The following is a 23,917-nucleotide window of genomic DNA, read 5'->3' as shown; positions in this document are numbered from 1 at the left end:
TATATTAATCGATTTCATTTAACGAAGGGAGTGGTTGAAATGGGAGAATTGATTTTTTGCTTTGGATATGGAGGGTCTCTAATCGTTCTAGGCCTTCTTACAAGAATCTTCATTCTTAAGATGGAAAAAGACATAACTCCGCTTCAGGATCAAACGGAAACGATGGATAAAAAGGTGGGGATGTAATTGATTTATACAGTCGGTATTATCTGCTCTTTTCTTATTTACGTTCTTATCGGCATTGTTCTTTCCAAAAAAGTAAAGAATTCAGAAGAGTACTATGTATCCGGGAGAAGCGGCTCAACTTTAATGATCACCGGCATGCTTGTCGCTTCCTTTTTAAGTACGGTGTCTTTCATGGGAGAAGCAGGATTTTCTTATGAAGGCTATCCGATTTTATTGTTAATACTTGTAATCTTTAATGCGACTGGTTATGTAGTCGGTGTATTCTTCTTTGGCCGTTATCTGAGAAGAAGTCAGTCATTGACCGTTCCTGAATATTTTGGCAACCGTTTTCAATCAAATAAAGTCAGAATGGCTGCGGCTATTACCACGATAATCGGAATCTCCGCTTATCTTGTGGCCGTTACCCAGGGAGCTGCTGTATTACTTGCTGAAATCTCAGGCATCTCCTACACATTTGCTCTGCTAATTATGTGGATTGTCTATACCTCCTTCACTACCCTTTCTGGTGCAAAGGGTGTCATGGTAAATGACACTATTATGTTTTTCATCTTTTCCTTGGCTACTTATTTAGCCTTGCCTTTTATCATTAAATCTGCAGGAGGGTTCCCGGAAGCCATCGTAAAAGCGGCTACCAATCCGGACCGGCCTGATTTATTAAGCTGGCATGGGATTACCGGTCCCAATGCTTATATGGGAGAGCCTTGGGAAGCGTTAACATGGGCAATTGTATTAGGCTTGGTCTGGTCTGCCGTTATCTCGATCAGCCCTTGGCAAAGCAGCCGATATTTAATGGCTAAGAATGAGCACGTAGCCATCCGTTCTGGTATCTGGGCAACCATTTCAATCATTACGATTTACCTGTTCCTCCATATTAGCATCGCCGCTGTGACCACACTCAAAAGCGACATTGTTCCTACAGAAAAAGTGTTTATCTGGGCCGCCATGAATGCTACGCCTTTATGGTTAGGGATAATTATCGTCAGCGGCATTATGGCAGCTGCTCTATCATCTTGTGCAAGCTTTCTTCAACTGATCGGCAGCAGCATTACGAGGGACATCATGGAGCAGTCGAGGAACAAGAAGTATACAGATAAACAATTGCTGCGAGCCAGCCGCTTGTCTATGATTATTGTCAGCATCATCATTTTGCTGATCGGCATTTGGCAGCCGCCTTCTGTTATGTGGATCGGCTATTTTGCGGCCACACTCTTTGCCGCTTCCTGGGGACCTGTAGCGTTCGCAAGCGTCTTCTCCAAAAAAGTAACCAAAACCGGGGCGCTCTCAAGTATCATCACAGGCTTTGCGGGAGTCATATTTGGAGAACTTTTGAATAAATTCGGCATCGCTCTTCCCGTCTACTTTAATCCTGTAATTATTGGCGTTATTTTAAGCCTGATGGCTCTGTATATAGGCTCAAAATATGGGGGGATTTCAATAGAAGAGCGAAATTTCCAAGCGAATATTTTAAAGAGACCGATCGAGCCGAACGAAAAAGAAGAGATGGCGATTACCAAAAGATATCCTATGTATTTAATGGTAAGCGGCCTTGTCATTATCATGATTACTTTTGTGTTCTACTATTGGCCGCTGACACTTGCAACATAAAATGCCGCTCACCCTTAAATCGTTCATCGACAAATGGAGGCTAAGAGGATGAACCTCTTAGCCTTTTTCATTCAGCAAGCATCACGGAGCTTATAGACACAGAAGAGAGGATAATTTTGCTCTGGGCGCAAAAAATGGATCTTTCAACCGCTGAATAACAAGGATGAAATTTACCTCATTTGGACATAAGCTTGAATTCCCTATGAAATTTCCAAAAGGTTCACTTGTGATCATCTTTACTCTATGGATTATATTTTAAATCTCCAAATTGCGACCTTCTTTTCGCACTGCAAAATAGACATCTCGATCCAACCCAATATATTCAGGCCCAAAAATGGACAACCCTTTATCACTCTCCCACACTTTGGGTGCTGGAAAAGTACCTATGGCTACCTCCATCCCTGTTATACAGTTAGGATTAAGAATGGGCATTCCTGTTTCTTTATCAAGAACAATAATTAACTCGGGAATAATGGAAAGGATCGTTTCCCCACTTTTAGCTATCATATATTCATTTCTAAACCAAATGCTTAGTGAAGGGATTTCACTATCACTAGTTATAGACTCCACGGTAATGCTCCCTTCAATAAATCCCCCTATATCTGCCCATGAGGCATTTGAAACAGTGCCTTCAATCAAGAGTTTCCCACCACCAGCTGAAATAATGGCGTCTACAGGAGAAGTTTGCTGGTCATTCGCCAACCTTCTAGCCCGTCCTACACGTTGCGCTTGTGATAATGTTCCCGGAATGACTGTCTTTTTTAAGACCTCTCCTTTAATAGGATGGTCGCACACTCCGGCAAAGTTACCCGAAATTGTCGCAAAGGAACGCGCAATTTGTTCGGCCTGATTATGGTTAGCAACGGTTTCAACGACTAGTGTGTCTCCATATTTATTGGCTAAAGAAAAAGGGGTAATGGAAACATCGAAAATATTAAAAGTTGTATGAGCCAAATCAGGGACAGCTCGCCCGGCCGGATCGGCATCTATCAGTGGAACGCCTAAGTTTACTGCCGTTTCTATGGCCCAGGCGGTGTTCCCTCCTAACTCAGTTGCAATAACGGCTTGAATCCGTTCATTCTGGTGTTTCTGCAGCATCCTTGCTGCAATGGTTGAGACATTCTCTTTGTTTGTTGCAAGGTTTTCTAAACGTTCGGAAACCTCTTTGGAGGGTGGGGCGACTGATCCTACATAATAAGGGGAAGCAACCAGCCAATGATCTTGTATTTCATCCAAGGCAGCGATTGTCACCTGTTTTCCTGCTTCATACAGCTTGCGCACCAGCTTAAGCCCCTCCTCTAGGCTTCCGCCGCCACCGGTTCCATAAATACAGGCCCCGTATAATATGTCTTCAACTTCGTGTAAATGCAACGTCTGCAACTTTAAATTTCTCCCTTCCGATACTACGAACACAATGTCCGTTAATGATTGTGCCATGGATTTAATTTGTAAATAAGCAAAAAGCTGCCATTTCTTCATTTGGAGGTGATTGATACCCCACTCGTTTGCTATGCGTCCAGTCCATATTTTGTTTAAGATCAACCAAGAATTCTGCATATTTAAATGCTGCTAAACTTACATCAATTACTGGTATACCTAGTTCATTTTGCAATTCTTTAAAAAAACCTAATTCTGCGGTACATCCTAGAACAATCACATCAGCTCCATCTTTTTCAACCGCCTCGATAGCAGCTCTGCGCATTCTTTTTAATGTCTGCTCATGGTCTTTTTGGAAATCAAGAACGCCCAGCCCAAGAGGTTTAATAGAAACTACTTTATCGAAAAATCCATATTTATGAATCGTTTCTTTTATTTCTGGCATCCATTTTTGACGACCAACAATAATAGAAATGCTCCCCAATAGTTGAGGCGATATGAAGAGATGATTCTGCAGGAGCGGAGACTACCATCTTCTCTGCCACTTCCCGGCACGCTCGCAGCACTGGATCATAAAAACATCCTATAATGGCTGCATCATATCCGCTCTCTTCTGCTTCTTTCACCATACGAACAATATCGGGCATGGCCATAATTTCATAGCAACTATATTCTAAATGTTCGGGGCCTGGTTTCTTTCCCAACGAAATGACCTCTATATCTGTATCCGACTTCTTTTCGTTATCTAAATATTCAGAAATAGCGTCACAGAAATCATCATTATAAACCGGATCAATGAAAAGTATTTTCTTCTTCATTTAATTTATCCCCCAGATTGACATCTTCAAGGTTCTCATTGAATGAATTCAAAATCAGTCTCTCATACCCTGCTACTTGAGAAAGTACGCTTTTATTCCAAAATTTCTCCTTCTGTTTCAGGGATAAATAAAATGATAATAAGCGTGATAACGACGAAAGATTGTACAAAAGAGATTGTCTGTCCAAAGGCCCAGCCCATGCCAATAACCAATCCAATAATGGATGGAGCAAAGGCATTAGCCCAGCGTTGAGCAGCGGCACCAAAGCTATAGCCTGAAGATCGGGAATTCGTTGGATAAATTTCGCCAAACCAGGCATTCCAAACTCCCCATGCACCTAGACTGAAAAACGATAGACCAAAATAAAAACTATACATTTGTATCATGCCTGCTGAAAAAGCAAAGCCAAATCCGCAAATGACGGTCAATAAGACAAATATAACCATGATCTTCTTCCGCCCGTATCTCCCTGTTAAGGAAGAGGCGACTAGATAACTCGGAATTTGAAAAAGGGTAGATAACGCAAGAAATGTTAAGCTTTCAGATAAAGCTAAGCCGCGCTGAGCAAGCAAGGTCGGAAGCCATGTGTACAAGCCCCAATATCCAAAAGCGAAAGCAAAGTTAACGAGCGTTTGGTATGTTGTTAACTTTAACAGCTTCTTCTTAAAAATAGAGGTGTAGCTCCCCTTTTCAATCGGCTGTACCCATAGTGACTGTTCCTCTTTGAGTGTAATCTGGCCATTACTTAAATAACCGATAGCTTCTTTTGCCTCTTTTTGCTTTCCTTTGCCCGCTAGCCAATAAGGAGATTCCGGGATTTTTCTTAATAGTAACGTCCACAGCCCAACGAGCGAGCTTAAAATAAGAACTGCACGCCAACCGCCAATTAAACCATCTCTCTCTAAAAAAAGTGCCGTCATGCCTAGAGCCATTAATGTTCCTAATGGCCACCCCGCTGAAAGATAGACAATACCTTTTCCGCGTTGTTTAACGGGAAGCATCTCTTCAAAATAAGGATATCCTGCTACCATCACCCCTCCTAGAGCCAGACCAGCTGTGAACCTTAGAGCATAAAGCATTTCAAAATTCACCGAAAAAGCACTGGTTATGGAAAGAACACTAAATCCAAGCAAACTATAAATTAAGGAATTTCTTCTTCCTATTTTATCAGAAATAATTCCCCACATATAGGCACCGGGAATCATCCCTAAATAAATAGAGCCGAGGAGAGAGCCAATTTGCAGGTCTGACAAATGAAAATCACTCGCAATACTAGGGCTGATAAAAATGATTAACATCATTTCCCATGCTTCAATCACAGAAATAATAAAGAGGACAAAACCGACAAAAAAGTGGCTCTTAGTAAGCGGCATGCGATTAAAAAGCTCTCCTACTCTTACAAGTTGATCCACGTCTCTTCTGACTCTTTCATTCATCTACTCTTTCACTCCTTTATCTTATTTGTTGTTATGAAAGACACTGAAACCCGTATACCTATGTCTGTTCTATCTGCCAAATAAGCAGATAGAACAGACACTAAAACAACATTTAAATTCTTTCGTTCTTTTATTCATTGTCTGTTGCCGAGTTGTCCTCCCATTCTTTACGGGTAGATGAAAGTCCAGTAAATTGATGTGTTTCTTCATCAATAATTACACCAAAAACTTCCTTCGCTTGTTGTAGAGTAATGTATTGATTCTTTACATCCTCCACCACCTTGCTGACCTCCCTGGCAAATGGATGTCCATATCCGCCACCCGTTCCGGTAATTAATTTCAGCACATCGCCTTTATTTAACGGATATCGTGCATAAACACCATACGGGCCATCCATCTCTCCATTGTTCTTAATGACATAAAATTTATTAGGAGAGCCATCTTTTCCTTCATTTAATCCCCACGGCACATATTGATGGCGGCCATAAGTGACCGTTGCAAATTGGCCATCTGTTAAAGCTTGGTAGGAGCGAATGACACCGGCTCCACCAATAAATTCACCAGCCCCTTCTCCATCAGTATTTAGCGAATACTCCTCCAACATTACACCGTAGCGGGCTTCCGCTATTTCAACCGGTACATTGTATGTTTCTCCATCTCCAATACAAAACTGTCCTCTCTGGCCATCATGGTCATTTCCTGCCCCCATCCGCCTAATGATGGTTCAACAATTAAAAATGGCTCATCGGTATCTGGGTGATTTCCAGACAGGGTTACGGCACACACAGAAAGAAAGTGACCGGCAGATAACTTAGATGGAATGACAGAAGACAGAGCTTTCCACACAAGATCTCCTCCCATCGATCCACTTTCCCAATACACAGACATTGGAGCAGGCCGTTCACAAGAAAAAATGGAACCAGGATCTGTAATAACTTTTAATGGGCGAAATACACCGTCGTTAATATGCTGGTCGTCACTTGTAATGGCTAAGAACACGGTACGCACATCTGAAACCAAAGTGGTATAGGAGCAATTGATTGGGCCAGGTACTTGTGGATGACTGCCACGGAAATCACATATGAATTCCTCATCTGTAATTGTTACCTTTACCTGAACCTTAAAAGGGCCATTGCCGAGCCCATCTGTATCAATATAATCCTCTGCATAATATTCACCATTCGGAAGAGATTGAATAACGTTTTTGGAGATAATTTCACCTTGCGTTAACAAATGCTTTGTTGTTTGCAGCACAGTTTCTTTTCCATACTTTTCGCACAACTCATGGAAGCGTTTTTCACCAATTCTCAATGAAGCAATTTGTGCCCACATGTCACCGAGAGAAAGTTCAGGCAGCCTTACGTTAGCCTGAATAACATCTACTAACGCTTGATTTACATTTCCTTTTTCAAATAGCTTTACACAAGGGAATTGCAGCCCCTCCTGATAAATTTCCGTCGCATCGTTTGTAAATGAGCCGGGATCTTTTCCGCCTACTTCGGTCCAATGTGCTTTATTTGCAGAAAACGCAACCAGCTCACCTTCATAAAAGATAGGCATCACAAGACCCACATCCGACAAATGGGAGCCGCCTCCATTATAAGAATCATTAATGATGATAATATCACCGGGATTTAAGTTATGTTGGAATTTTTTCAGTGTTTCTTTAACCATGAAACTAAGCATTCCAATAAAACCAGCCACGCCGTTTCCTTGTGTTAATAAATCTCCTTTTGCATCTGTAAGACCTGTAGCATAGTCTAATACTTCATAAATAATCGGGCTCATTGATGTCCTGCCCAATGTATAAAACATTTCCTCTCCGACAGCCGTTAACGAATCTTTTACAATTTCCAATGTGAATGGATCAACTTTTGTTTTATACATGTTCTGCTCCCCCATTGTAAATCACTAGATTTCCATAGCTATCTATCTCTAAATCCTGTGATGGATACAAAAGAATAGAAGACATAAGATCCTCAATGACCGCTGGCCCTGAAATTCTCATACCTGGGGCTAAATCGTTTCGATCATATATGTTTGTTTCCATCCAGCCCGTTTCCTCATAATAAACCTTTCGCCTCTCCTTCAATGGCGCCTGTGTATCTGCAGCTTGTTTCATTTCCTTCATTTTCGGTTTCTCTACTTGACTAAAAGCTATAAGGTGAAGGTTAACGACTTCAACCTGCGCCTCCGGAAGTTGAAATGTATAAGACTTTTCATGAAGTTCATGGAATGAAGTGATAATTTGCTGAAGGGTTTCCGGACTCCATTCTATGGCTGGCAAAGGAACTTTTACTGTATGCTCTTGACCCACGTACCTCATGTCAGCATATTTTGAAAAAACAATACTTGCTTCGTTCATTCCTTCTTGCGTATATTGTTTAATAGCCTGTTCTTCCAATAGTTCCCACTCTTTATTCATTTCATTTAAGTTGATGTGATCCAGTCGTTCAACATAGGTTTTAACGAAATCCTGCCGTAAATCTGTCATCAACATACCCCATGCGGAAAAAACAGCGGATGCCACAGGAACAACTACTTTACGGATTCCGAGCTCTTTGGCTAGAAAAGTAGCATGCAGCGGACCTCCTCCCCCAAATGCCACCATGGCAAAATCACGTGGATCATACCCTTTGCGTACTGAGATGAGTTTTAACGCGTTCAGCATATTAGAGTTGGCTAAGCGGATAATCCCCAACGCTGCCTCTTCTACTTGCAAATCAAAGTGACGCGCAACTTTTTCTTCCATTACTTCCCTTACCCTTTGCAAATCTACAGGGTAAGAAAAGTTCTTTGCGGAAAGTCGGCCTGTAATCAAATTCGCATCGGTTATGGTTGGCTCTTCTCCCCCTTGTCCGTAGGCGACTGGACCTGGGACTGATCCTGCTGAGTGCGGACCGACTCGTAACGATCCAACAGGGTCAACCCACGCAATGGAGCCCCCGCCATTGCCAATTTCTACAATATCCACAACAGGGACCTTAAGAGGGTATCCTGCCCATCTGTCTGTTTTTTCAATATGGTAATCCGTGGAGACTTTAACATTTCCATTTTCGATTAACGAACATTTCGCCGTTGTTCCTCCCACATCAAATGCAATCAAATTTTCTTCTCCAATAATCTTTCCTAAAATGGCAGAACCAAAAACGCCTGCCACAGGCCCTGATTCCACCATGTTAATGGGAGCCTCTTTAGCTAAACTAAAGGTCGTCGTTCCTCCATTTGACTGCATGATATACTTTTTGGATGTAACCTTTTTGTCCGCTAGTTTTTCCTCTAAACGATTGATATAAGAAGAAGCAATGGGCTTAACAAATGAATTCATAACTGCTGTATTTGTCCGTTCGTATTCACGCCATTCTTTCGTCAGTTCATACGAGGCAGTTATGGAAACTTCCGGCCAAATCTCTTTAATCATTTCTGCTGCTTCTTTTTCATGAACAGGATTACGATAGGAATGCAAAAACGCAATAGCAACCGCTTTCACTTCTTCCTTTTTAAATTCCATGATAATTTTCTTCAGTTGTTCTTTATTTATCGGTGTGATGACCTCCCCTTTATGATTCAAACGCTCCTCTACTTCTTTTCTCAAATAGCGAGGCACAATAGGCGCTGGTTTCTGGTAGCGTACATTAAATAAATCAGGGCGATTTCCTCGAGCAATTTCCAGCACATCACGAAAGCCTTTCGTCGTGATAAGCCCTGTCTTCACTCCTTTTCGCTCCGTTAATGCATTAATAATAACAGTCGTTCCATGAATAAATGTTTCGATCTCTTCCAAAGCAAGCCGGCTCTCATTTAAAACATTGAGCACCCCCTCTTCAAAGCGGGGTGGTGTTGTACTGCTTTTTGAAAACCCTATCTCACCATTTCCCTTCATGTACACAAGATCCGTAAATGTTCCTCCAACATCTGTTGCTACTCTCATCACTGTTTCACCTCTTACTATTTGTTTTAAGAGAAATCCAGCGGATCGCCACCGGTTCTAAAGGTGGCATACCGAAGTTTTCTTATATTTAAATGCAACATGTCATCGCCTGAATATAAAAGTGTTTCAAAAGGTTAAAAAAGAATAGGTGTGAGCACACATAATAAGATGGATTCTTCCTCTAAAGGGTTTTCATAATCATGTGGGATTTGGGAAGGAAAATGAATCGATTCTCCTTCAGCGACATCAAATTCTTCGCCATCCACATTGAATCGAACTAGACCTTTTAATACGTAGTAAAACTCTTCCCCAGCATGACTGTAATCGTAGTCTTTCTGCTGCTTAGGCTGAAGTGTCACAACAAGCGGTTCCAGTGCTCTGCTTGAAAAATTGCCACTAAGCCGGACATAGGCAGTCTCTGAGCCTTCAATACGAAACTTTTTCTGATCACTTTTCTTCACATAAAATTTTGTGTGATTGATAGGTTTATCAAAAAAATATGATATATCCACATCGAATGCATCAGCAATTTTCTTCAATGAAGTGATTGTCAACGAAGACGAACCACGTTCAATCATAGACAAAAAACCAGTTGATAAATTTGTTTTTTCGCTCAGTTCTTTTAATGTTAATTTACGATCCAAACGTAATCTTTTAATTTCTTCATGAATATGGTCCATTATCTAAGGATCATCCTCTCAAAAAATTCAATATATTGAATTATATTTAGTATTTTGAATTATACTCACTTTTTTGTCAATTAAAAATTTTTCATTAATTTTACAGAGGGGCATGCACAAGAAGATCAAAATGATAAAATCTAAGGATGGACCACTTAATTAACTTTATCTATCCAACACTCTGACATAGCCATCGCTGAGGACTTGTGTTTATCCCGTATTAATGAGATTCATTGAAAAATTTGTTACTCAAACAAAAAGTAAGTTTCAATAAAAACAGTGAAAAGAAAGTGCAAAGAAAAATTTTAAAAGTAAAGGGACAAATGTGGTTTTCGAGTGGCTTAATTAGGATACTCATACCACTGTAAATAAAAAATAGAAAAGGAGCCACACAGTGATCCATTTAAAAACGTTCACAGAAAAAGATTTTGAGGGGCTTATCCGAGAGATTGATTCCGAACGACTAATGATGCAATGGTCAGGACGAACCTATCAGTATCCATTAACAAAAGAGCAGCTTAGCGAATACGTTGAGATGGAAGGCCAAAAAGGCAGCTATATTTATAAAGCCGTAGATTCGATAAGCAATGAAGTTGTTGGTCACATTGCATTAAGAGAAATTAACCAGGTACACCAGATAGGAAGAATCAGCTACGTACTTGTTTATAAAGAACACCGGGGCAAAGGAATTGCCAATCAGCTTTTTCAAAAGATTCTTCACTTAGCCTTTAATGAATTACTATTAAACCGGGTGAGTCTCGGCGTGTTTAATTTTAATAAAGCGGCTATCGCCTGCTATGAAAATTTTGGTTTTAAAAAAGAAGGAATTCAACGTCAGGTATGTAGGTTTAAAGATGAATATTGGGATAATATTGAGATGGCGCTTCTACGTAGTGAATGGGAGGAACAGAATAAATTCCCTCAGCCAGAAGTGATGTAAATATGAAAACTATTTTACTTTCATAAGTTAAAAATAGACCTTGCCACCCCTCATTTGACTCAATTAGTGAAAAAAGCCTGCACTCTTCAAGTGCAGGCTCTTAACGTGTACACCACTCCCTTCTTCAAAAAGCCGTACTAAAATCTATCCCGATATATTATTCCACCAGGATAAATGAGAAATAGAGAGTTCGCCATCTAGAGGGATGGTTTCACCAATTTTGGGAGCAACTATACTAATTTGGGCCTTTTCAGCTGCTGTTAAGGCTCGTTCTATCGGTTCCGTCCAGCCATGATAAGCAAGGGTAAAAGCTCCCCAGTGAATTAACATCATTCGCTTGCTCTTTATGTCTATGCTAGCCTGGATAGATTCTTCTGGTGTCATATGAGCCCAAGGCCAGCGCCTATCATATTGACCGCCTTCAATTAATGCCATATCAAAAGGTCCGTATTTTTCTCCTATTTCTTTAAAATGGGCATCATATCCTCCATCTCCACTCGTAAAGAAGCGTGTCTGCTTTCCGAGAATGATCCAGCCCCCCCATAGAGTCGTATCTCGATTAGCAATTCCCCTTCCGGAAAAGTGTTTGGATGGAGTCAACACAATGGTTAAACCGCGGAATTGGATCTCATCCCACCAATTTAGCACTGTAATTTTCTCTTTTTCCACTCCCCACCGAATCAAGTGGGCATCGACGCCGAGAGGAACGAAAAAATGTTCAACCTTGCTCTTTAACTTTAAGATGGACGGATAGTCTAAGTGATCGTAATGATCGTGTGTAATAAACATCGCATCAATAGGCGGCAGCTCATCAATAATATCCAGTGTATTTTGGCTATACCGTTTGCTTCCTGCAAAAGGAACAGGTGAAGCGATGGGACCTAACATCGGATCTACGAGTACTTTCTTGTTATCGATATTCAGCAAAAAAGCAGAATGTCCAAACCATGTTAGGCTGTCTTCTTCACTATTGATTTTATTCCAATTAATCATTGAGACAGGAATTAGACCAGCAGGATGACGTTCGGCCTTACCTGACATATTCTCCCTCATCATGGATAAATAATCAGATGCACTCATACTCAGCTTTGCTGGGATTTGGTTAATAAACTTGCCATCCACGTAATTATCCAACTGACTATATGCTTCCCTTTGCACCTTGCTTGGATTTCCGCCAAATACCGGATTTAGTTTCATAAACAAAAAGATGAGAGTAAATAATACAACCGCTACTATCAATAAATAAATCATCACTCTTTATACCCCCTCACATTTCGATTGAAGTTTTACATGGGTTCCTGTTCTTTCAAAAGACATTATTTTTAGTAATCATCCCGGCAAATACCGTCTACTGCCAACTATCATAAAAAACGAAGTAAAGGGTGAATTGGACAGGTTCTTCTTCAGCCATCCTGTTTTCTTTTATTTTATTTAAATTGTCTCTCCTGCGCTAAGCTTGATGTGGGAGAATTACACAACGCTTCATTAGGATACACCTATGAATTTAAAATAAAAAAGAGGATATTCAATCACCACCTCCAAAGAAGCCTTAAAAAACTTTTATTAAGTATTGGGCAAAGAATTTTTGATAAAAGGGCTGTGGGCGACATTTTCAACTTGTCGCAGACTGTAGAAGGAAGAATACTTATTGAACCAAATCGAAGAATTTCTTAAAAAATAAAATAGAGAGTAATTTCGTCACTACACCCAAGAATCCCTTTCACTTATTTTTTAATTCTTCTAAGGATTAGACCCTCTGCACGGGCAATTTCCTTTAGCTTTTGTATACCTTTGATATGAACGTATTCAACTTTATAAATGGATTGGAATCTTAATTGATTTTACATTTAAATAAAGTCAAACCCATTACTGGCTATGATAATTTTCCCCTACCACTCTATTACATTAAAACACTTGAAGACAGCTCTCACTTATCCTTGCAATCAAATAGAAAAGCTGATATTGTATAATATAATTACATATTTACTTATTTCAATACTTTTTTGAAGTAAGGATAGAGGCGCAAAGACCATGAGTACGCAATATGAGGATAATGAGGTCCAATGACGATTGCGAAAAGGGGAATTTGCCGAAGCCGAAAGAATCTCATTTTTCTTGAAGCTGGTTCTGTTATTGAATAAATACAGAATTGTCATATAGGAAACTATATGGAGGGCTATCTTACGCACAGAAATAATTTTTCACCTAATTGTTTCTACTGCAGCAGCGAAGCCTCGTTGCTGCTTTTTTGCGTTAACTACCAACCGCCCTTCTCCCTCTATTGTATAAAAATAATAAAGGATGTGGAGAAGCAATGAATTTCGGACAAATTTTAACTGCTATGGTAACCCCATTTGAACAAAATGGTGAGATTGATTTTCATGCTACAGAAAACTTAATTAATTATTTAATTAACAATGGCACGGACGGCTTAGTGGTAGCGGGCACAACCGGAGAATCCCCTACGTTAACGACGGAAGAGAAAGTTGAGTTATTTAAGTTTGTCGTCGAAGTTGTAAATGGAAGAGTTCCTGTTATTGCTGGTACCGGCTCCAATAACACGAGAGCCTCTATTCATTTGACGAAGCTTGCAGAGGAAGCAGGAGTCGATGGCATTATGCTCGTTGTCCCTTACTACAACAAGCCGTCGCAAGAGGGTTTATATCAACACTTTAAAGCGATTGCTGAGTCCACGTCATTACCGGTCATGCTTTATAATATACCAGGGCGAAGCGTGGTCAATATGTCTGTTGAGACAGTTGTTCGCCTGGCACAGATCCCCAACATTGTCTCCATTAAAGATGCAAGCGGCAATTTAGATGCCATGACAGAAATCATAAGCCAAACACCTGACGATTTTTCATTGTACAGTGGAGACGATGGGTTAACCTTACCAGTATTATCGATTGGCGGTACAGGAGTGATCTCAGTTGCTTCTCATGTTATCGGAAATGAAATGCAAAGGATGATTGAAAACTTCAGGAATGGAAAACTTAGAGAGGCGGCTCTAGCCCATCGCCACCTTCTCCCCATCGTGAAAGCGTTATTTGCTGCACCAAGTCCATCACCTGTAAAAGCCGCATTAAATTTAAACGGGATCCCTGTAGGCGGTGTTCGCTTACCAATGGTTCCTCTAAATGAGGAAGAAAAAGCGGACTTACAACAAGCACTGCAATCACTGAGTGTAAAAGAAAAAGCGATTTCTTAATGTACATTCTATTGAAAAAGAGCTGGCCTTCGTGCATTTTTGCACCAAGGTCAGCTCTTTTCTCGTATTTCACACCGCTGCGAATAAACCCCACCACCTACTCTTCAACAGATCCCCGCTGCAGTCGCTTCTTATCTTATACTCATTGTGAAACTTTAACCATTATCCTCTTTTCTACCAAAGAATCCATTAGCTACTTTGATTTCATTCAACTGTCCTTTGTTGATTATGCAATTAATAAAGGAATAGCCATTCATTCTCCCGACAACCAAATACACGGATAAGACTGTCATCTACCGTAAAGGATTTTAGCTGTTGGAAGCTTATTTCCCTCCTGCTAAAAATAAAATCACATGAAATCATTTCCAACACGCGCCTCTCTATGTAAAAAAAATTTTACAAGCGGATGAAATTTTTTTTACTATTTATATTATTTTTATATAACTCAGGATTGAAGGAGCTTCCCCATTTTAGTCAGTTCGTTTGAACAATAAAATAATATTGAGAAAATTCCTTATTTACAACGTTTCGCAGCAACTTTTAAAAAAATAAGCGGAACAGCAAATTTTTATAAGATTGGCACACAAATTGCATATTAGAATAAAACCAAGGGAAGCGGTTACAAGCGGATGATTAAAATCATCCTCACTTGAGTCAGTAAAGAGAGGAGTATCGAAAAGTCGCTTGATTGGTTTATAACGGGGAGCACTAAGCGGTTATTACTTAGCTTCTATAATTTAGATGTGAATGTATACGGTTGTGAAAAAAGATAGAAAAGGATGGATATTTTCATATGAATAAAAAAGGCGGAATTTTTTACGGATGGTGGATTGTTGCAGCAGCCTTCTTAATTATGACATTTATTTATGCTCCAATTGCAAACTTGGTTTCTTTGTTTACCCTGCCTGTTACAAAGGAACTCGGATTTAGTTCTTCTCAATTTATGTTGTATTTCACCATTATGTCCTTGGCTGCGATGGCTACAGGACCATTTGCCGGAAAACTAATGAAAAAGATGGACGTAAAACTTTATTTAACATTATTTATTTCAATTTCAGCTCTTGCCTTTATCGGATTTTCCTTCTCAACAAAACTGATTCATTTCTATTTATTTGCTATCCTTATGGGTGCTGGCTTGTCGGGCGGTGCCATGATACCAGGATCTGTTCTGATTACAAATTGGTTTAATGAAAAACGTGGTTTATGTTTAGGGATTGCTCTTGCGGGAAGTGGTTTCGGCGGTGTTATCATGAGCCCTGTTGTCAACTGGCTTATTTCAGCTTATGACTGGAGAACAGCTTATCTTGTGATTGGAATTTTAATTGCTGTGATCTTAATTCCATTAGCAGTCTTTGTTATTAGATTGCATCCTGCTGATAAAGGCTTGGCGCCGTTAGGTGAAGCACCATCGTCAGATGTTGTGCAAAATAAAGTATTAGCAGGTGCTACTCAGGGAGAAACATTTAAATCCGTGTCATTTTGGGCTCTGTGTGCAGCAATCTTAATTGGCGGCATTGTTGTGAATGCCATGTTGATCAACCTCGCGCCATATTTGGCTAGTATCGGCACAACGGCCAAAACAGCTGCATTGCTTCTATCATTAGGTTCAGCTATGGTTATTATCGGAAAGCTATTAGTAGGGCGGCTATTTGATAAGCTTGGGCTAATTACTACAGTATTCTTGATTTCGGCATCCAGCTTGGTCAGTTTTCTATTTTTAATGAAAGCAAATGTCGTTGCTCCGGCCGTTCTTTACACAATTTTTTCTGGAATCGGTTCAACGGCTGTTACGGTTACACCGGCCTATCTTACAGGCGCTCTTTACGGAGAAAAAGAATACGGAGCCAAATACGGTGTGGTTTCCATCTTTATCTCACTCGGTGCTGCGACCACTCCAGTAATATCAGGAGCAATCTTCAATATTAGCCATTCTTATAGCTTGCTTCTAAATGTATTAATTGGACTTGCTATTGTTCAGTTTGTTTTATTCTTTATTGCAAGTAAAACAAAGCCGGAGTTTGGTCCTGTAGAGGAAATTCAACCGCAAGAAGCCATGTAATGCGTTCAATAGATCCTGTCCTTCCTAAAATTCATAAGGAGGATGTCAAATGGGTCATGCTACAGCAATGAAAGATGTAAGAAAAAAGTGGAAACAGCTCTGAATCATAAAAACCATTGAACCATTCAACCTACCGTCAATTCATGCTCTGTAAATGGGCATTTAATAGAAAATGCGCCCAAAATAGAAACAGGCATTTAAACACGGGGCTTCCTCTTTTACGAGCATCATTGCTAAACAGAAAAGACATTACATTAACCTAAAAAATAGAGCCTGCTCTCATGAATATGCAGAGAGCAAGCTCTATTTCTTTGATTCTAATCTTTTTTATTTAGTTGATTTTTTTCAGATATTGCCTGCAAGGCTCTTCGGTATTCATCGTCTTTTATCTTTTTCTCCGGTTGGTGGTCTATATTATCACCTTTAGTTGTCTCTTTAAATGATTGAAGGGCCTTTCGATAAGCTTGATCATTCATGGTAGAGGAGGTTTGACGATCGACAACTTCTAATGTTATATTATTGGCACTTTCCACTTTTTTCTCTTCAGGCTTAATGGGCTCAGCCATTTCCAAAGCCTTCACTTCATTATTACTCTGCCCTTCCATTTCAGTGCCTTGCTGAATTTCTTCTTCAGTTTTTTCCGATGATACAGCCTTTGTGTTAATGATGGTTAAGGCCACTACTCCAATAATAGCGAGGACAATAAAAAAGATGATGACTGCCATTATTGATCATCTCTTTCTTTCGTAAACGTTTTTGTTACCATGGCAACCCGCTCCCCTAAGGCTTTTCCGAGCGCTAACCCTTCTTGAGGAATAAGCTGTGTTTCATCAACAGAACATGTGATTCCAACCCATAATAAGATCCGTAAAGGGAATTCTCAGGGATGTTTCCTGGTAACCCTACAATGATCATTCCCTGGTGAAGCATTGGTGTGATCAAATTAAGCATGGTAGCTTCTAATCCGCCGTGAGTTGTTGCAGTCGTGCAGAAAACAGCCCCCACCTTATTAATAAGCTTTCCTTCAGCCCACAAATAACCAAGTCGATCAATCCAATTCTTCAACCCGGAACTAATTGTTCCAAAATGCCCTGGACAGCCCCATATAATTGCATCCATGTCAGCAAGTTTGTATATATCCGCCTGCTCTACATGGTCAAGGTATACTTCTGCGCCCCCAACCTTTTTTGCCCCTTCTGCGATGGACTCCGCAAGGACTTTTGTATGTTCTCCTTCGCTATCATAAACTACATAGATTTTCATCGTATATTTTCACCTCATATTGTATTTATCCTTATTGCAGAAAAGGTCGTTTCATCAAACTTAACTAAAAAGTGAACCTCATAATTAGAAAGCAAATAGAAAAGAGTATTTATAAATAGAACATATCCATGATTAAATGGAAATTTTAATTTCTGCGTTCATGCCAGGCAATACCTTAGAAGAAGGACTTTGAATAGAGATTTTTACCGGGACTTTTTGAGTTACTTTTGTGTAATTGCCACTCGAGTTTTCAGAAGGAAGTGCTGAGAACACAGAATTTGTAGCATAACCAATCTCTTGAATGGTGCCATTAAAAGTAGTGTCTGCATCCCCATCAACAGTAATATCTACGCTGTTTCCAACTTCGATATTTTTTATATCTGTTTCTTTAATGTTCGCAGTAATATACAGATTATTCATGTCTGCCGTCTCTGCTAAAACCTGACCCGCCTGAACCATTTCATTTGCTTTAGCTTCATTTTTAATCACTGTTCCTGAATCCATTGCGTGAACAGGAAGAGTTTCTTTCCCATCTGATACCTTGCCTATAGCTTCTGTTTTGGCAACATGTTTACCCGCTTTCATATTCCAATCCTTCAATACACCTGAAGCTGGTGCAACCACTTGCATAATATCAGCCGATACGACAGCATCATCTGTTCGCACAAAATTATTGTTTTCATAGTAGAAAAATGCTCCACCAGCAATTAACCCGACAACGATTACGATCCCTATAATGTTGATTAAGATTAGACGTCTTTTATACACGTTTCTCTCTCCTGTTCAATTTCGTTATGTTTCTTTCATCATGTCAAACAGCCTTCTACTTTTTCTCTTGAGGGGCAGGCAAAGGCATCCTTTTCGGCTTTTGAACAAGTGATCTACCTTTCCCTGTAGCAATTTTCCCAATAGAAGCGAGCATCATGACTACAGCTAAAATGAGCAATAAAGTAAACAAATTATGATAAGCTCCCAAGACGGCTGCTTTTTTTGCGTTGGCTACAATTTCATATGAAGCCAAATCCTTAGCCTTTGATAAAGAGAGACCGTCCTCAACAAAATGTTTTATTAACTTCGTCATTTCCCATTTAAACTCTGGATTGTTTGCGTCTAAATGCTCCCTTATTCTTTCATAATGATTGGCATTTTGCGTCGTTAAAAACCAGCCGATCACCGGTGAAATAACTGCGCCTAAAAAGTTTCGAATGGAATGTAACGTAACAGACCGCATGGATGCCTGATGAAGATCACCAGCAAGCGCGGTTCCTAGAGCTCCCGACACAAGCGTCATACTTATCCCACTGCTTAAACAAGCTGCCTGGAAATAAAGCGAGAACAAAGAAGCATCCGCTCCAGCCATTCTCCACTGAATGCTGACATATATGACGGCTAAAGAGCCAATGAACCCCAGAACTCCAGCACCTAATTTGTCATAAAGAAACGTTTTTAGAATGGCTGTCACCACGATTCCGACAAAGAACCAAAAATAAAAATGAGACAAATATAGAAATGGTAGATTCATATTATTTCTTAAAAATCCGTTTATACCGGCAAGTGCAACGATTAAGGAAATATGAGCAGTGACTGCCATAATGGTTCCCGAAATGGGTTTGGGTGCTCTTAATGTAGCAAAAGGGATCAACGGCACCTCTGCTTTAAGATCAACATAAACAAACAGAACGAGTAGGATAAAGGCAATCACAAAAAATGGCCATACATACTGGGAAGAGAACCCCTTTTGATATAAATTACACAACGGAACGGCAAGGACAATCATCATAAGAGTTAATAAAAATATCCCCGTTTTGTCGACTGGTTTGTGTTCGTGTTTTTCCTTTTCATCTTTTGGTAATCCAAAGAAACCAATGATTAAGCATAATAAAGACGAAATCACATTTAATACAAACAACCAGCGCCAGGTATCCGTTTGTAAAGAAATAGAACCGAACAAAGCGCCAATAGCACTCGCGCCAAACAGACCAGTAATAACCATAAACAAAAAAGTGTTCCTAATCTTGTTCGGAAATGACTTTAGACTGGCCGGCAGAATAGTGAGAAAGATCATCCCGGCACTCAACCCCTGTATGACTCTTCCAATAATCAAAATAATTAATCCCGACGAAATGACACTGACGATAGAACCACATAGAAAGATAAAAACAAAGGCCAAGTAATTTCTTTTCAGACCGATGCGCCTCGTCAATACCGGTCCAAACGGTACCGTCAATGCGAATGCCAAATTGGACAAAGTCGATGGGAAAAGGAGACTATTAGAATCCAGATGAAGCCCATTTTGGATAATATTTTGATTCAAAATATAAGACAGATTTGAAAAATATTGAGATCCTATTCCAAATATAGTTAGGATCGAGATAATTAAATATTGAGGAATAGGGACCTTCTCCGTCTCTGATGAAGATGTATTTATCTGTTGACTCATCTTCTTCCTCCTTTCATCAAGCGTTTAGCTTATTTATCGAATAACAACATACCCAAATAAGACAGTTCATTTAAAAGAAGCAAATTTTCAAGGCTTCACCTTTATGTTGTATAAGACAAGTTGTATCATACAACATAAGAGCAAAAAAAACAATAAAAAAGACAGCCGACAATTTGTCCGCTATCTTTTTTTAGCCATTTGTTCATTTTTCTTCAATTATTTTCTCCACTTTTTGAAATCGCGATTCAAACGCGTAAGATTTGCATCTAACTCTTCTAATTCTTCCTTTGTCCAGTCATGAAGCACTTCTGCATATGCGGCAAACCGAGCTTTTTGAACTTTATGTAGTATCTTTTGTCCTTCTTGAGTAATCTCTAGCAGGCTAATTCGTCCATTCTGCGGATCAGGATAACGAACGATGTAATTCTTCGCTTCCAAAGTGCTTACCTGCCTACTGGCCGTAGAAATATTTAGCAACAATTTTTCAGCAAGTACGTTAATACCTAAAGGTCCATTTTCATCTAATTCACTTAACAAAAGATATTCGGATCGATCCAAGCTCCCCAACTTCGGACTCTGAGCGGTTGTAAGCCGAACCAGCAGGGCGATTTCATATTCAATCGATTGGAGTGAATCCTGATTCAAATCTATTCCTCCTCTTACACTACACAGCATTTAAATTTTAAGTAAAGATTTATTGTGTAAGTATATCATAATCGTTCGTTTCAAAATTCAAAAAGTGTTTCTCAATGGGAAAAAATTGATAAAATGCATGTTTTTTAGATAATATATACCGCTTCTTGTCAATAGGAATACATCCATTGTTCAGCTGTTAAGATTTTTGAATTTTACACATTGAGTTTTATGAATATCTTATACAATCTACTTTCTCTTTCCCTATAGCTTTCCTGCTTATTCAACCAATTCAACTATTCTTCATACACCATTTTCTTCGTCATGCCGCCATCGATCACTAAATTATGCCCATTGATAAAATCATTCTGCTCATCAGCTAAAAACAAGCAGGCATTAACAATATCTCTCGGAATGCCAACACGGCCAGATGGGTGCTGAGCATGATCTGTGTATGTTAATTTTTCATACCCTTCTGTTTGTATCCAGCCGGGGCTTATAGCATTCACAGTGATTGGTCTGTTGCTAAGAGATACCGCCAATGTATTTGTTAAGGAAACGAGTCCTCCTTTTGATGAGCCATACGCTTCCCAATTGGCTTCATTTTGATTCCATCTTGTGGAGGCAATATTAATGATTCGTCCATAATCTTGGCCGCTGTTCGCATGAATAAATTCCTTTGCACAAATAAAGCTGCCTCGTAAATTAACATTGAGCACTGCATCAAATTCCTCAATAGAAATATCAGAGATAGGTTTAGAGAATACGGAGATAGCTGCATTATTAATCAGCACGTGTACCGTGCCATATTGGACAGTAATTTGTTTAAATGCATGCTGAACCTCTTCTGCTATACTGACATCTGTTTTAATAAAAGCTATACCTCCAGCCAAAGGATTACGCTGTTCCCTGTCTAACGCAATCACTTGATATCCTGCTTCATGAAATCCTAACGAAAGATGATATCCAATTCCGCCTGTTCCGCCCGTGATGACGCATACTTTTTTGTTTATTAATTTTCCCATCCTATTCGAGTCTCCTTCTTATCCACTTTTTAGAAAACGCTCAGTTCTCTTCGTTTTTCGTGCCATCGCTTTGAAAAGGCCATTTTCGTCTGTAGTTAGCCTCCTATCTCACTCCTCATTTATAATTTCCCCTCTTATAAAACGGTATCAACGAGAGCTTAACTATCGGATTCTTTGACCCACTCCAGTCATGGCAGCAGAACCAGAGAAAAACTTCCAGTTCATGTTCATAAGTTCTACCTGAAAGGGATTATACTTTATTATTGAAATAATTAAAACGCCATATGTACAATAAAATATCCTAAAGGACCAGAGAAACAATCACACATGAGACGGTGTAAATAAACGTTTTATATCCGCTTTTTAATATAGGATAGATAATTAAAGTTGGAAGGTTCGAAGATTTCATTTTCTTATAATAAATTTGCTTATACTCAATAGATCGGGAGAAGGAAGCTATTAATAAGAAGAGGACGACTGAAATGATAAAAGCTATAAACTAAAAAAGAACAGCGTCTGCTGTTCTTTTGGATTGCCTGGCAGCGTCCTACTCTCACAGGGGGAATCCCCCGACTACCATCGGCGCTGAAGAGCTTAACTTCCGTGTTCGGGATGGGAACGGGTGTGACCTCTTCGCTATCGCCACCAGACTGTATAAAATTGAAAGAGTTTGTTCTTTCAAAACTGGATAATATGTTCAAGTAACCGGCAACTCCGTGCCATTTCATGTGTGACGCCGTTAGGCGTATCATTTAGGATAAGTCCTCGATCGATTAGTATTCGTCAGCTCCACGTGTCGCCACGCTTCCACCTCGAACCTATCTACCTGATCATCTTTCAGGGATCTTACTAGCTTGCGCTATGGGAAATCTCATCTTGAGGGGGGCTTCATGCTTAGATGCTTTCAGCACTTATCCCGTCCGCACATAGCTACCCAGCGATGCCTTTGGCAAGACAACTGGTACACCAGCGGTGCGTCCATCCCGGTCCTCTCGTACTAAGGACAGCTCCTCTCAAATTTCCTGCGCCCGCGACGGATAGGGACCGAACTGTCTCACGACGTTCTGAACCCAGCTCGCGTACCGCTTTAATGGGCGAACAGCCCAACCCTTGGGACCGACTACAGCCCCAGGATGCGATGAGCCGACATCGAGGTGCCAAACCTCCCCGTCGATGTGGACTCTTGGGGGAGATAAGCCTGTTATCCCCGGGGTAGCTTTTATCCGTTGAGCGATGGCCCTTCCATGCGGAACCACCGGATCACTAAGCCCGACTTTCGTCCCTGCTCGACTTGTAGGTCTCGCAGTCAAGCTCCCTTGTGCCTTTACACTCTGCGAATGATTTCCAACCATTCTGAGGGAACCTTTGGGCGCCTCCGTTACTCTTTAGGAGGCGACCGCCCCAGTCAAACTGCCCGCCTGACACTGTCTCCCACCCGGATCACGGGTGCGGGTTAGAAGTTCAACACAGCCAGGGTAGTATCCCACCGACGCCTCCACCGAAGCTGGCGCTCCGGTTTCAAAGGCTCCTACCTATCCTGTACAAGCTGTGCCGAAATTCAATATCAGGCTACAGTAAAGCTCCACGGGGTCTTTCCGTCCTGTCGCGGGTAACCTGCATCTTCACAGGTACTATAATTTCACCGAGTCTCTCGTTGAGACAGTGCCCAGATCGTTACGCCTTTCGTGCGGGTCGGAACTTACCCGACAAGGAATTTCGCTACCTTAGGACCGTTATAGTTACGGCCGCCGTTTACTGGGGCTTCAATTCAGAGCTTCGCGTGAGCTAACCCCTCCTCTTAACCTTCCAGCACCGGGCAGGCGTCAGCCCCTATACTTCGCCTTACGGCTTCGCAGAGACCTGTGTTTTTGCTAAACAGTCGCCTGGGCCTATTCACTGCGGCTCCTCAGGGCTATGCACCCCAAAGAGCACCCCTTCTCCCGAAGTTACGGGGTCATTTTGCCGAGTTCCTTAACGAGAGTTCACTCGCTCACCTTAGGATTCTCTCCTCGCCTACCTGTGTCGGTTTGCGGTACGGGCACCTTTCACCTCGCTAGAGGCTTTTCTTGGCAGTGTGGAATCAGGAACTTCGGTACTAAACTTCCCTCGCCGTCACAGCTCCGCCTTCGTGGTGATGGGATTTGCCTCATCACCGGCCTAACTGCTTGGACGCACAACCAACTGTGCGCTTGCCCTATCCTCCTGCGTCCCCCCATTGCTCAAATGGTGAAGAGGTGGTACAGGAATATCAACCTGTTGTCCATCGCCTACGCCTATCGGCCTCGGCTTAGGTCCCGACTAACCCTGAGAGGACGA

Annotated in this window: 15 protein-coding genes, 2 rRNA genes, 3 pseudogenes and 1 riboswitch (1 of these 21 only partly in view); of the genes and pseudogenes, 5 read left to right on the top strand and 15 right to left on the bottom strand. The window is 40.7% G+C overall.

The window, feature by feature from the left end; genetic code table 11:
• Positions 1-39 precede the first annotated feature (39 nt).
• A complete protein-coding gene (locus tag CJ483_RS24680) occupies positions 40-186 on the top strand; it encodes a hypothetical protein (RefSeq protein WP_182917129.1) in 147 nt (48 codons plus the stop codon).
• Entirely contained in the window at positions 187-1,791 is a 1,605-nt protein-coding gene (locus tag CJ483_RS21740; RefSeq protein WP_120037543.1) for a sodium:solute symporter family protein, read from the top strand.
• A 255-nt stretch (positions 1,792-2,046) separates the two neighbouring features.
• Here CJ483_RS21740 and CJ483_RS21735 read toward each other — a convergent pair whose 3' ends face one another.
• The 6 genes and pseudogenes from CJ483_RS21735 to CJ483_RS21710 all read right to left on the bottom strand — a co-directional run bounded on the left by CJ483_RS21735 (position 2,047) and on the right by CJ483_RS21710 (position 10,033).
• A complete protein-coding gene (locus tag CJ483_RS21735; RefSeq protein ID WP_182917128.1) occupies positions 2,047-3,270 on the bottom strand; it encodes a DUF917 domain-containing protein in 1,224 nt (407 codons plus the stop codon).
• Positions 3,233-3,986: pseudogene (locus CJ483_RS21730) on the bottom strand (aspartate/glutamate racemase family protein). The gene CJ483_RS21735 and the pseudogene CJ483_RS21730 overlap by 38 nt, the downstream one beginning before the upstream one ends.
• A 92-nt stretch (positions 3,987-4,078) precedes the next feature.
• Positions 4,079-5,422 (bottom strand): MFS transporter, encoded by a 1,344-nt coding sequence (locus CJ483_RS21725; protein WP_120037539.1) that lies wholly within the window; start codon positions 5,420-5,422, stop codon positions 4,079-4,081.
• A 130-nt stretch (positions 5,423-5,552) separates the two neighbouring features.
• Positions 5,553-7,309: pseudogene (locus CJ483_RS21720) on the bottom strand (hydantoinase B/oxoprolinase family protein).
• Positions 7,302-9,353 (bottom strand): hydantoinase/oxoprolinase family protein, encoded by a 2,052-nt coding sequence (locus CJ483_RS21715; protein WP_120038218.1) that lies wholly within the window; start codon positions 9,351-9,353, stop codon positions 7,302-7,304. The pseudogene CJ483_RS21720 and the gene CJ483_RS21715 overlap by 8 nt, the downstream one beginning before the upstream one ends.
• Before the next feature lie 134 nt (positions 9,354-9,487).
• Positions 9,488-10,033 (bottom strand): helix-turn-helix domain-containing protein, encoded by a 546-nt coding sequence (locus CJ483_RS21710; RefSeq protein ID WP_120037537.1) that lies wholly within the window; start codon positions 10,031-10,033, stop codon positions 9,488-9,490.
• Positions 10,034-10,427: 394 nt separating this feature from the next.
• Between CJ483_RS21710 and CJ483_RS21705 the strand changes: the two genes are divergently transcribed.
• Positions 10,428-10,973, top strand: a complete 546-nt coding sequence (locus CJ483_RS21705) for a GNAT family N-acetyltransferase (RefSeq protein WP_120037535.1) — start codon at positions 10,428-10,430, stop codon at positions 10,971-10,973.
• 144 nt (positions 10,974-11,117) lie between these two features.
• Here the strand turns inward: CJ483_RS21705 and CJ483_RS21700 are convergent, their stop codons facing one another.
• Complete coding sequence (locus tag CJ483_RS21700; protein WP_120038216.1) at positions 11,118-12,224, bottom strand: MBL fold metallo-hydrolase; 1,107 nt, start codon at positions 12,222-12,224, stop codon at positions 11,118-11,120.
• Between the two features lie 756 nt (positions 12,225-12,980).
• Positions 12,981-13,160, top strand: a riboswitch (Lysine riboswitch).
• Positions 13,161-13,287: 127 nt separating this feature from the next.
• Between CJ483_RS21700 and dapA the strand changes: the two genes are divergently transcribed.
• Both dapA and CJ483_RS21690 read left to right on the top strand, forming a co-directional pair.
• A complete protein-coding gene (dapA, locus tag CJ483_RS21695; protein WP_120037533.1) occupies positions 13,288-14,181 on the top strand; it encodes a 4-hydroxy-tetrahydrodipicolinate synthase in 894 nt (297 codons plus the stop codon).
• Between the two features lie 793 nt (positions 14,182-14,974).
• A complete protein-coding gene (locus CJ483_RS21690; protein ID WP_120037531.1) occupies positions 14,975-16,240 on the top strand; it encodes an MFS transporter in 1,266 nt (421 codons plus the stop codon).
• Positions 16,241-16,557: 317 nt separating this feature from the next.
• On the opposite strand, the gene CJ483_RS21685 is transcribed toward CJ483_RS21690, so the two are convergent.
• The 8 genes and pseudogenes from CJ483_RS21685 to CJ483_RS21650 all read right to left on the bottom strand — a co-directional run.
• Positions 16,558-16,965 carry a hypothetical protein gene (locus CJ483_RS21685; RefSeq protein WP_120037529.1) on the bottom strand — a complete coding sequence of 136 codons (408 nt, stop codon included), beginning with the start codon at positions 16,963-16,965 and terminating at the stop codon, positions 16,558-16,560.
• Positions 16,965-17,503, bottom strand: a pseudogene (locus tag CJ483_RS21680) (NAD(P)H-dependent oxidoreductase). Before CJ483_RS21680 ends, CJ483_RS21685 begins: the two are co-directional and overlap by 1 nt.
• Positions 17,504-17,635: 132 nt before the next feature.
• Positions 17,636-18,271 (bottom strand): biotin/lipoyl-containing protein, encoded by a 636-nt coding sequence (locus CJ483_RS21675; protein WP_120037527.1) that lies wholly within the window; start codon positions 18,269-18,271, stop codon positions 17,636-17,638.
• Positions 18,272-18,326: 55 nt separating this feature from the next.
• Positions 18,327-19,943, bottom strand: a complete 1,617-nt coding sequence (locus tag CJ483_RS21670; protein ID WP_120037525.1) for an MFS transporter — start codon at positions 19,941-19,943, stop codon at positions 18,327-18,329.
• A gap of 216 nt (positions 19,944-20,159) precedes the next feature.
• Positions 20,160-20,588 carry a MarR family winged helix-turn-helix transcriptional regulator gene (locus CJ483_RS21665; RefSeq protein WP_120037523.1) on the bottom strand — a complete coding sequence of 143 codons (429 nt, stop codon included), beginning with the start codon at positions 20,586-20,588 and terminating at the stop codon, positions 20,160-20,162.
• A gap of 284 nt (positions 20,589-20,872) precedes the next feature.
• Positions 20,873-21,601: an SDR family NAD(P)-dependent oxidoreductase gene (locus CJ483_RS21660; RefSeq protein WP_120037521.1), complete on the bottom strand. Its 729-nt coding sequence runs from the start codon at positions 21,599-21,601 to the stop codon at positions 20,873-20,875.
• Positions 21,602-22,135: 534 nt separating this feature from the next.
• A 5S ribosomal RNA gene (rrf, locus tag CJ483_RS21655) occupies positions 22,136-22,251 on the bottom strand.
• A gap of 103 nt (positions 22,252-22,354) precedes the next feature.
• Positions 22,355-23,917 (bottom strand): 23S ribosomal RNA (locus tag CJ483_RS21650); it runs 1,368 nt beyond the window's last position.

The sequence above is a fragment of the Bacillus sp. PK3_68 genome (assembly GCF_003600835.1).
GTDB lineage: Bacteria > Bacillota > Bacilli > Bacillales > Domibacillaceae > Pseudobacillus.
Note: the sequence above shows the minus strand (reverse complement) of the source record. Positions and strands in the feature narration are given on the sequence as shown.

Excerpts from the sequence above, each read along its gene's own strand:
- CJ483_RS21690 (WP_120037531.1), top strand. The coding sequence starts at position 14,975 with ATGAATAAAAAAGGCGGAATTTTTTACGGATGGTGGATTGTTGCAGCA.
- CJ483_RS21700 (WP_120038216.1), bottom strand. The coding sequence starts at position 12,224 with ATGATTTATTTATTGATAGTAGCGGTTGTATTATTTACTCTCATCTTT.
- CJ483_RS21715 (WP_120038218.1), bottom strand. The coding sequence starts at position 9,353 with ATGAGAGTAGCAACAGATGTTGGAGGAACATTTACGGATCTTGTGTAC.
- CJ483_RS24680 (WP_182917129.1), top strand. The coding sequence starts at position 40 with ATGGGAGAATTGATTTTTTGCTTTGGATATGGAGGGTCTCTAATCGTT.
- CJ483_RS21725 (WP_120037539.1), bottom strand. The coding sequence starts at position 5,422 with ATGAATGAAAGAGTCAGAAGAGACGTGGATCAACTTGTAAGAGTAGGA.
- dapA (WP_120037533.1), top strand. The coding sequence starts at position 13,288 with ATGAATTTCGGACAAATTTTAACTGCTATGGTAACCCCATTTGAACAA.
- CJ483_RS21735 (WP_182917128.1), bottom strand. The coding sequence starts at position 3,270 with ATGAAGAAATGGCAGCTTTTTGCTTATTTACAAATTAAATCCATGGCA.
- CJ483_RS21710 (WP_120037537.1), bottom strand. The coding sequence starts at position 10,033 with ATGGACCATATTCATGAAGAAATTAAAAGATTACGTTTGGATCGTAAA.
- CJ483_RS21670 (WP_120037525.1), bottom strand. The coding sequence starts at position 19,943 with ATGAGTCAACAGATAAATACATCTTCATCAGAGACGGAGAAGGTCCCT.
- CJ483_RS21685 (WP_120037529.1), bottom strand. The coding sequence starts at position 16,965 with ATGGCAGTCATCATCTTTTTTATTGTCCTCGCTATTATTGGAGTAGTG.
- CJ483_RS21660 (WP_120037521.1), bottom strand. The coding sequence starts at position 21,601 with ATGGGAAAATTAATAAACAAAAAAGTATGCGTCATCACGGGCGGAACA.